Annotated in this window: 7 protein-coding genes; 4 read left to right on the forward strand and 3 right to left on the reverse strand. The window is 68.8% G+C overall.

Going from position 1 to position 9,363, the window contains the following annotated elements; genetic code table 11:
- The first annotated feature begins 56 nt into the window (after nt 1–56).
- The gene (locus MQH10_RS22550; protein WP_242566233.1) at nt 57–1,145 is read left to right on the forward strand and encodes an alpha/beta fold hydrolase; all 1,089 of its coding nucleotides are present in this window, start codon (nt 57–59) and stop codon (nt 1,143–1,145) included.
- 100 nt (nt 1,146–1,245) lie between these two features.
- A complete protein-coding gene (locus MQH10_RS22555) occupies nt 1,246–2,802 on the forward strand; it encodes an AMP-binding protein (RefSeq protein ID WP_242566234.1) in 1,557 nt (518 codons plus the stop codon).
- On the opposite strand, the gene MQH10_RS22560 is transcribed toward MQH10_RS22555, so the two are convergent.
- Nucleotides 2,799–3,518 carry a nitroreductase gene (locus MQH10_RS22560; protein WP_242566235.1) on the reverse strand — a complete coding sequence of 240 codons (720 nt, stop codon included), beginning with the start codon at nt 3,516–3,518 and terminating at the stop codon, nt 2,799–2,801. The genes MQH10_RS22555 and MQH10_RS22560 overlap by 4 nt on opposite strands.
- A gap of 124 nt (nt 3,519–3,642) precedes the next feature.
- Here MQH10_RS22560 and fdhD point away from each other — a divergent pair, with 124 nt between their 5' ends.
- Both fdhD and MQH10_RS22570 read left to right on the forward strand, forming a co-directional pair.
- Complete coding sequence (fdhD, locus tag MQH10_RS22565; RefSeq protein ID WP_242566236.1) at nt 3,643–4,461, forward strand: formate dehydrogenase accessory sulfurtransferase FdhD; 819 nt, start codon at nt 3,643–3,645, stop codon at nt 4,459–4,461.
- Nucleotides 4,454–6,745: an FdhF/YdeP family oxidoreductase gene (locus tag MQH10_RS22570; protein WP_242566237.1), complete on the forward strand. Its 2,292-nt coding sequence runs from the start codon at nt 4,454–4,456 to the stop codon at nt 6,743–6,745. Before fdhD ends, MQH10_RS22570 begins: the two co-directional genes overlap by 8 nt.
- On the opposite strand, the gene lpdA is transcribed toward MQH10_RS22570, so the two are convergent.
- Both lpdA and MQH10_RS22580 read right to left on the reverse strand, forming a co-directional pair.
- On the reverse strand, nt 6,742–8,142 hold the full coding sequence (lpdA, locus tag MQH10_RS22575) for a dihydrolipoyl dehydrogenase (RefSeq protein ID WP_242566238.1): 1,401 nt from the start codon (nt 8,140–8,142) through the stop codon (nt 6,742–6,744). The genes MQH10_RS22570 and lpdA overlap by 4 nt on opposite strands.
- Before the next feature lie 11 nt (nt 8,143–8,153).
- Nucleotides 8,154–9,363 (reverse strand): pyruvate dehydrogenase complex dihydrolipoamide acetyltransferase (locus MQH10_RS22580; RefSeq protein ID WP_242566239.1); only part of this gene is annotated, 1,210 nt, incomplete at its 5' end.

The raw sequence follows: 9,363 nt of genomic DNA on the forward strand, positions 1-9,363 counted from the left end.
CAAGCCGCGATTGAGTGCTGTTGCGTCGCAGGCCCGAAACTGGCTCAAACAGGGCGATGGCCCGCGCCCTGATCGCCGCTCTGCTCCTGCTCACGCTCGCGGCCTGCGGTCGCGGCGAACTGATGGGCGCGTTCGCCGAGAGCCGCACCCCGCCCTCGATCGGTCCGCGCTTCTTCACGCCCGAGGGCTGGGCCTGGGGATTCGTCCAGACCGGCGACCATCCGATCCAGCGCTATGGGGTCGCCACGACCTGGCATGCGCCGCGCGCCATCGTCGTGATCTTGCCAGGCTATGGCGAAAGCGCCGAGGTCTGGTTCGAGACCGTCGCCGCCCTCACCCGCCGTGGCTACACCGTCTGGGTTCTGGATCGCGCTGGTCAGGGCGGTTCGGCGCGCTTCACCCTGCCCCGTGACCTTGGATATACGCCCAGCTTCGATCCCGACGTCGCCAATCTGAAGGGCCTGGTGAAGGTGGTGATCCGCCCGCAGCCCGGCGTGCCCCTGGTCCTGCTGGGCCATGCCGACGGGGCGGTGGTGGCCCTGCGCGCCGCCGAGACCGGCCTGAGGGTCGATGGCGTAGTCCTCTCCTCTCCCAACCTTGCCGCCAAGGCGGTGAGCCAGGACAGCGCCCAGGCCTGGGCCGGGCGCGTGCCCCTGCTCGGCCGGCTGCCCATGGCCGGATGGCGTCCCTGGAGCCGCAGCCGGCCGGACGAACGCGAACAGGGCCACACCCATGATCTGTGGCGCGGGGCCCTCGCCAAGGCCTGGCAGACCGCCAATCCCGACCTGCGGATGTCCGACCCCAGCCTGGGCTGGCGCGGGGCGCATCAGGCCGCCAGCCGGCTGGCGCAAACCGACGCGGCCCGCGTCCAGTCGCCCGTCCTGGTGCTGAGCGCCGGCGCCCCGACCGCCGAGACCACGGCCCTCTGCAAGGCGCTGAAGCGCTGCGTGACCCTCCCGATCCCCGGCGCCCGAGCGGACCTGCACCTCGAATCCGATCCCTGGAGAACCCCCTGGTTTGAGGCCGTCGCGGCCTTCGTCGCCGACAAGGCCTGGGCCAGCCGTGCGGTCGCCATTCCCCACACCGCCCCCGCTTCGCCCGTGAATTCAGAGGCTTCCGACGAAGACACGGCGCACCAGCGCTGAACGGGGTTCACGGATTGTAACGTGTCTTTTCAATGACGAAGGCGGAGGCTAGGCTCAGCTTCCAACAATACCGGCGAAACGGTCGGGGAGGTTTTCGCCTTTGTCGCGTCAATATGATCCGCGTGAGAACGCCAAGTCCCTGTTCTCCGCCCTGCTGGACGCCCGCGCCAAGTACGGCGCCAAGAAGCTGATCCTGGAGGACCAGGACCGCAATCCGCTCAGCTACACCGACCTGATCCGGGCCGCCTTCGCGCTGGGCCGCAAGATCGCCGCCTTCACCAAGAAGGGCGAACGGGTCGGCGTCATGCTGCCGGCCAGTTCGGCGGCGGTGGTCACCTTCTTCGCCCTGCACGCCTTCGGCCGCGTGCCGACCATGCTGAACTTCACTGCCGGCATCCGGAACCTGAAGGGCGCCTGCGAGCTGGCCGGGGTGAAGCATGTGCTCACGGCCCAGAAGTTCATCGAGCAAGGTCAGTTGCACGACCTGATCGACGCGCTGGAGACGGTGGCCAAGGTCGCCTACCTCGAGGACGTTCGCGAGTCCGTGGGTCTGGCCGACAAGCTGTTCGCCGCCACCGCGGCGGCCATGCCCGGCCCGTTCCTCGCCCAGACCAAGCCGTCAGATCCCGGCGTCATCCTCTTCACCTCAGGCAGCTTCGGCGTGCCCAAGGGTGTGGTCCTGACCCAGGAGAACCTGGTCGCCAACGTCAATCAGATCGCGGCCCACATCGATCTCGATCCCGACTGGGTGATGTTCAATCCCCTGCCGACCTTCCACTGCTTCGGCCTGACCGGCGGCGTGCTGCTGCCGATCCTGACCGGCATGAAGGCGTTCGAATATCCCTCGCCGCTGCACACCAAGATCATTCCGCCGCTGCTCAAGGACACCAAGGCCTCGATCCTGCTGGCCACCGACACCTTCGTGAACCAGTACGCTCGCGCCTCGTCCGGCGACGAGCTCTCGGGCCTGAAGTTCATCGTCTGTGGCGCTGAAAAGGTTCGGGAAGAGACCCACAACCTGATCCGCGAGAAGTTCGGCGACGTCCCCGTGCTCGAGGGCTATGGCGCCACCGAGGCGGCCCCGGTCATCGCGGTGAACACGCCGACGGACAATCGTCGCGGCACGGTCGGCGGGCTGTTGCCCGGCATGGAGACGCGGCTGGAATCCGTCGAGGGCATTCCCGGCGGCGGCCGGCTCTATGTGCGCGGCCCCAATGTCATGGCCGGCTATCTGCGCCCCGACGGCTCGATCGAATCCCTGGCCGACGGCTGGCACGACACCGGCGACGTCGTCGATGTCAGCAAGGACAACTGGATCACCATTCTCGGGCGCGTGAAGCGCTTCGCCAAGGTCGGCGGCGAGATGGTCTCCCTCACCGCCGCCGAGGACCTGGCGCTCGCCGTCTGGCCGGAAAGCCGCCACGCCGTCATCGCCATGCCCGACTCCAAGAAGGGCGAACGCCTGGTCCTGGTCACCGACCGCCGGGACGCGGAGTCCGGCTCGCTGGTCGCCCACGCCCAGTCGATCGGCGCGCCGGAACTTTCGGTGCCGCGCAAGATTATCAAAGTGCCGGAGATCCCGGTGCTGGGCACCGGCAAGACCGACTATGTCGCCATCCAGCGCATGGCCGAAGCCGAGGGCCGTCGCGCGGCCTAGAAGCCGGCGAAGGTGGCGAACGCCTCCAGCGGCTCGCGATCGCTGCGGTACTGATTGATCGGATGGGTCTCGTCGCGGCGGCCCATCGCCATGGCGCAGAACACCATCAGCTCGGGCGGGATGTCCAAGGCCTCCCGCACCGTCGCGTGCCACAGGGCCCAGGACTCCAGGGCCGCGGTGTGCAGGCCGTGCTCGCGAGCCAGCAGCATGATCGACTGCATGTACATGCCCAGGTCCGCCCACTGTCCCTGGGCCAGGCCGCGATCAATGGCGAAGATCAGGCCGACCGGCGCATCGAACAGTTCGAAGTTGCGGACATATTCCCGCATGCGCGACCCGAGATCCTCGCGCGCTACGCCCAGGGCCGCATACATCGCTTCGCCCGCCCGAAACTTCCGTCCCAGATAGGGTTCGCCCATGTCCGGCGGATAGATGTTGTACTCCGTCTGGCCGTCAGAGATCTGGCCCGCGGCGATCTTCGCGGTGATGGCGCCCTTGAGCGCCGCCAGAGCCTCCCCCGACAGGGCCCACACCCGCCAGGGCTGGAGATTGCCGCCGGAGGGCGCGCGGCCGGCCTCTGTCAGGATCGCCCGCACCGTCGCCTCGGGCACGGGCGTGGTCAGAAAGGCCCGGCAGGTCATGCGGGTCTCAAGGGCTTCGGTCACATTCATCGCGGTCTCGGCCTTGTGGTCGGCGGTCGCGAGCCTGGGCGTCACGGCCATCGCGCCACAAGCTGGGGAAACTACGGTGGCGGCGTCCGGGGCGGCGATTTGGCCTCCCGCCGGGAACCGAAGCGGCTAGGATGAGGTTCGACCCAGATCCTCCCGGCAAGGACGCGCCATGGACCAGAGCCCGGTCACCCAACCCCGCACAGGCCTCCAGTGGCGCGCCGAAGGCGGCGTCCGCCAGATGGAGCGGATCACCCCCCGGGAAGAGGCGGTCGGCCTGTCCTTCGATGGACGGCCCCACACGGTGCTGATGACCACCCCGGCCGATCTGCAGGATCTGGCGATCGGATTCGCGATCACCGAGGGGGTGGCCGAGGCCGACGAGATTCTGGCCGTCACGGAAAAGCGCACCGAGGCCGGCGTCCTGATCGACCTCGCCCTGTCGCCCGCCGGCCGCGTCCGGCGGGCACGCCCCCGCGGGCTGGAGGGCCGCTCGAGCTGCGGGCTCTGCGGAGTGCAGCGGCTGGCCGATGCGGTCCGCCCCCTGCCCCGGGTCCGCCCCGGCCAATCCTTTCGGCACGAGGCGGCGCACTCCGCGACAGAGGCGATCAGCGAGCTCCAGACCCTGGGCCGCCTGACCCGGGCCACCCACGCAGCCGCCTTCGCCCGCGCCGACGGCACGCTCGTCATGGTCCGCGAGGATGTCGGCCGCCACAATGCGCTCGACAAGCTGGCCGGCGGCCTGGTGCGCGCCGGGCTGGACGCCTCGGAGGGTTTCGTGGTGGTCACCAGCCGCTGCTCGTTCGAGATGGTCGAGAAGACCGCGCGCATGGGCTGTCCGATGATCGTGGCCGTCTCCGCCCCCACCGACCTGGCGATCCTCAAGGCCGAGGAGGCGGGCGTCACCCTGATCGCCCTGGCCCGACCGGACGGCCACGCCGTGTTCAGCCATCCCGAGCGCATGATCGCCGAGGCGCCTGCCCATGTCTGACAAGCGCAAACGCGGCGTCCGCAAGTACGACGCCCCGGCTGGCGGCTGGGGCGCGCTCAAGGCCGTGGGCCACGCCCTTCAGGACCAGCACACGGTCGTCGAGGGCGGCCGGACCCTGCTGCACGCCAATCAACCCGATGGCTTCGACTGCCCCGGCTGCGCCTGGCCAGACCCCAAGCACACCTCGTCCTTCGAGTTCTGCGAGAACGGCGCCAAGGCCGTGGCCTGGGAGGCGACCTCCAAGCGCGCCACGCCGGAACTGTTCGCCGCCCATACCGTGACCGAGCTCCTCACCTGGAGCGATCACCAGCTGGAGGACGCAGGCCGCCTCACCGCGCCCATGGCCTTTGACCGGGCCACCGACCGTTACCTGCCGATCAGTTGGGACGAGGCTTTCGCGCGCACCGCCCAGGCCCTGAACGCCCTGGATCATCCGGACCAGGCCGAGTTCTACGCCTCTGGGCGGGCCTCCAACGAGGCGGCCTTTCTCTACCAGCTGCTCGGCCGGCGGTTCGGCACCAACAATTTCCCCGACTGCTCCAACATGTGCCACGAGCCGACCAGCGTCGGCCTGCCGGACTCCATCGGCCTGGGCAAGGGCTCGGTCACCCTGGAGGATTTCGACCACGCCGACCTGATTCTCAGCTTCGGCCACAACCCCGGCACCAACCATCCCCGGATGATGGCCACCCTGCGCGACGCCGCGCGACGCGGCGCCGGGATCCTGGTCTTCAACCCCCTGAAGGAACGCGCCCTGGAGCGCTTCGCCTCGCCCCAGGATCCGGTCGAGATGGCGACCTTCACCTCGACCGAGATCGCCTCGCGCTACTATCAGCCGACGCTGGGCGGCGACGCGGCCCTGGTCCAGGGCATGATGAAGGCCCTGATCGCCTGGGACATCGAGGCGCTCGCCGCCGGCCGCCCGCCGATCCTGGATCACGCCTTCATCGCCGAGCACACCCTGGGCTTCGACGCCCTGGCCGCCGATCTCGCAGGCCAGGACTGGGCGAACCTGGAGCGCACATCCGGCCTGCCCCGCAGCCAGATCGAGGAGGCCGCCCGCACCTATGCCGAGGCCAAGGCGGTGATCCTCTGCTACGGCATGGGCCTCACCCAGCACCGCAACGCCTCATCCACCGTCCAGCAACTGGTCAACCTGCTGCTCCTGCGCGGCAATATCGGCCGACCCGGCGCGGGCATATGTCCCCTGCGCGGTCACTCCAACGTCCAGGGCGACCGCACGGTCGGGGTCTGGGAGAAACCCACCGAGGCCTTCCTCTCCGCCATGGACGGGGTGTTCGGCTTCCAATCGCCACGCAAGCACGGCCACACGGTGGTCGAGGCCATCGCCGCCATGGAACGTGGGGAGTCGCGGGTGTTCCTGGGCCTGGGCGGCAATTTCGCCGTCGCCGCGCCGGATCCGCTGCGCACCTTCGCCGCCATGCGGAATCTCAAGCTTTCGGTCCATGTCGCGACCAAGCTCAACCGCACCCACCTGCTGATCGGCGACGGCGCCCTCCTCCTGCCCTGCCTCGGCCGCACCGAGCTCGACCATCAGGCCACGGGCCGCCAGGCGGTGACGGTCGAGGACTCCATGTCCATGGTCCACGCCTCGCGCGGGCTCAATCCGCCGGCCTCGCCCGACCTCAAGTCGGAAATCGCCATCGTCGCCGGGATCGGCAAGGCGACTTTCGGAGCGACCGATCCCGTCGACTGGGACGCCCTGGTCGCCGACTATGACAGGATCCGAGAGCTGATCGCCGCCGTCCTGCCCAAGCTGTTCGCCGACTACAACGCCAAGATTCGGGTCCCCGGCGGCTTCCGCCTGCCGGTCGCGCCGTCAGACCGGGTCTGGACCACGCCCAGCGGCAAGGCCCATTTCCTGACCTATGCGGTCACGGGCGCCGATCCGCGTCAGGGCGATCCGGAGGTCCTGCTGCTGACCACCCTGCGCAGTCATGACCAGTACAACACCACCATCTACGGCCAGGACGACCGCTATCGCGGAGTGTTCGGTCGGCGCGACGTGGTGTTCGCCCACAAGGACGATCTGGCGGCCAGAGGCCTGAAAGACGGCGACGCGATCGACCTGCTCGCCGCCTTCGACGCCAGCGGCGAGCGCGCCGTGCGGCGTTTCACCGCCATCGCCCGCGACCTGCCGCGCGGCTGCCTGGCCGCCTACTATCCCGAGACCAACGGTCTCGTGGTGCTGGACGATCACGACCAGCGCAGCGGGACGCCCGCCTACAAGTCCGTGCCGGTCAGGCTTCGCGCCGCGCTCTAGACGTGCAGCACCATGCCGAAGGCGTCGAGGGAAGCCTCATGCATGGCCTCGCTCATGGTCGGGTGCGGGAACACGGTGGCCTGCAGCTCGGCCTCGGTGGATTCCAACGTGATCGCAATGGTGAAGCCCTGAATCATTTCAGTGACTTCTGCGCCAATCATGTGAGCGCCGATCAGGGCGCCCGTCTTGGCGTCGAACACCGTCTTCACGAAGCCCTCGGTCTCGCCTGAGGCGATGGCCTTGCCGTTCACCTTGAAGGGAAAGCGGCCCACCTTGACCGAAATCCCCTTCTCCTTGGCCTGGGCCTCGGTGAGGCCGACCGAGGCGATCTGCGGCGTCGAATAGGTGCAGCCTGGGATCGGCGAATGGAGGTTCGAGGCCGGGACGCCGGCGATGTGCTCGATGCAGTGCACGCCCTCATGGCTCGCCTTATGCGCCAGCCACGGCGGACCGGCCACGTCGCCGATGGCGTAGAGCCCCGCCACCCCGGTCGCGCCATAGGCGTCCGTGACCACATGGGTCCGGTCGATCTTCACGCCCAGGGCCTCCAGGCCCAGGTTCTCGACATTGCCGACGATGCCGACCGCGACGATGGCGACCTCGGCGTCGAGGGTCTCGGACTTGCCGCCCGCTTCAAGCTCGACCGACACCCCGGCCTTGAGCTTGGTGAGCTTCTTCACGCTGGCGCCGACCCGGAACTTCAGGCCGCGCTTCTCATAGGCCTTGTGGGCGGCCTTGGAGACCTCCTCGTCCTCAACCGGCAGGATCCGCGGCAGGGCCTCGATCACGGTCACGTCGGCGCCCAGCGCCCGGTAGAAGCTCGCGAACTCGATGCCGATGGCGCCAGAGCCGATGACGATCAGAGACTTGGGGCAGGCCTTGGCGGTCAGGGCCTCGCGATAGGTCCACACCCGCTCGCCGTCCGGCTCCAACCCGATGGCGGGAATGGTGCGGGCCCGCGCCCCGGTGGCCAGGATCACGTGCTTGGCCTGAACCGTGCGCGATCCGCCGGCCTTCAACGCCACGACGACCTTGGGCGCAGGCGAGCCCTTCTCCAGCTTCGCCGTGCCCTCGATCACCTCGATCTTGTGCTTCTTCATAAGGAAGGCGACGCCGGAGTTCAGCTGGGCCGCAACCTTGCGCGACCGCGCCACCACGCCCGGGAAGTCGAAACTGGCCTTCTCGACCTTCAGGCCATAGTCGGCCAGATGGCCCAATTGCTCATAGACCTCGCCAGACTTGAGCAAGGCCTTGGTGGGAATGCAGCCCCAGTTCAGGCAGATGCCGCCCAGGAGCTCGCGCTCCACGATGGCGACCTTCAGACCCAGCTGGCTAGCGCGGATGGCGGTCACATAGCCGCCGGGGCCGGACCCGATGATGACGACGTCGAAATCCATGGTCGGGCTCCTCAGACGATCATCGTGATGGGGTCTTCGATCAGGGCCTTGAAGGCGGCGAGCCAGCGCGCGCCGACGGCCCCGTCCACGACCCGGTGATCGCAGGTCATGGTGACGGTCATCACCGTGGCCACGGCCAGTTGGCCGTTCTTGACGACAGGCCTTTGCTCGCCCGCGCCCACCGACAGGATCGCGCCCTGGGGCTCATTGATGATCGAGGAGAAGGCCTTGATCCCGTACATGCCCAGGTTCGAGATCGAGAAGGTCCCGCCCTGGAACTCCTCAGGTTTCAGCTTCCGCGCGCGCGCCCGGGCCGCGAGATCCTTGGCCTCCGTGGCGATCTGGGCCAGACCCTTGGTCTCCGCCGCCCGGATGATCGGGGTGATTAGCCCGCCCTCCAGAGCCACCGCCATGGCGATGTCCGCATGGTGGTGCATGGCGATGCCTTCGGGCGTGTAGGACGCGTTGGCCTCCGGCACCTGCTTGAGCGCGATGGCCGCGGCCTTGATCACCAGGTCATTGACGCTGACCTTCACACCCTGGCTCTCCAGCAGGGCGTTGATCTTCACCCGGCCAGCCAGCAGGGCGTCGATCTCGAGATCGAGCGTGAGGGGGAAGTGCGGCACATCGCGGAAGCTCTCGGTGAGCCGCCGCGCCACGGTCTTGCGCATGCCGTCCAGCGGGATGAGGTCATAGCTGCCGTCCGGAATGCCCATCTGGGCCAGGTTCAGCACCTGACGCGGGGCCACCGGCGCCATGGTCGCCCCGCCGCCAATGGCGGCCGGCGCGGGACGAGCGGCGCCCGGCGTCGCGGACTCGACATCGGCCTTGATGATCCGGCCATGCGGGCCCGAGCCCTTGAGGGCGGACAGATCCAGCCCCTTCTGCTGGGCGATCCGGCGCGCGAGCGGCGAGGCGAAGATGCGGCCGCCGTCGGAATGGACGGCCGGGACCGGGGCGCTTGCGACCGGCGACGGAACAGGCGCAGCGGCAGGCGCGACCGCCGGAGCGGCGACCTTCGTCGGTTCGGGCGACGGCTTGGCGGCCGGCGCCGCCGCCTCCCCCTCCCCGGTCAGCCGCGCGATCGGCGTATTGACCTTCACGCCCTCGGTCCCTTCCGGAACCAGAACGTCCTCGACCACGCCCTCGTCGACCGCCTCGACCTCCATGGTCGCCTTGTCGGTCTCGATCTCGGCGATCACATCGCCGGACTTCACCACA

The organism is Phenylobacterium aquaticum (assembly GCF_022695515.1).
GTDB classification, from domain to species: Bacteria; Pseudomonadota; Alphaproteobacteria; order Caulobacterales; family Caulobacteraceae; genus Phenylobacterium; species Phenylobacterium aquaticum.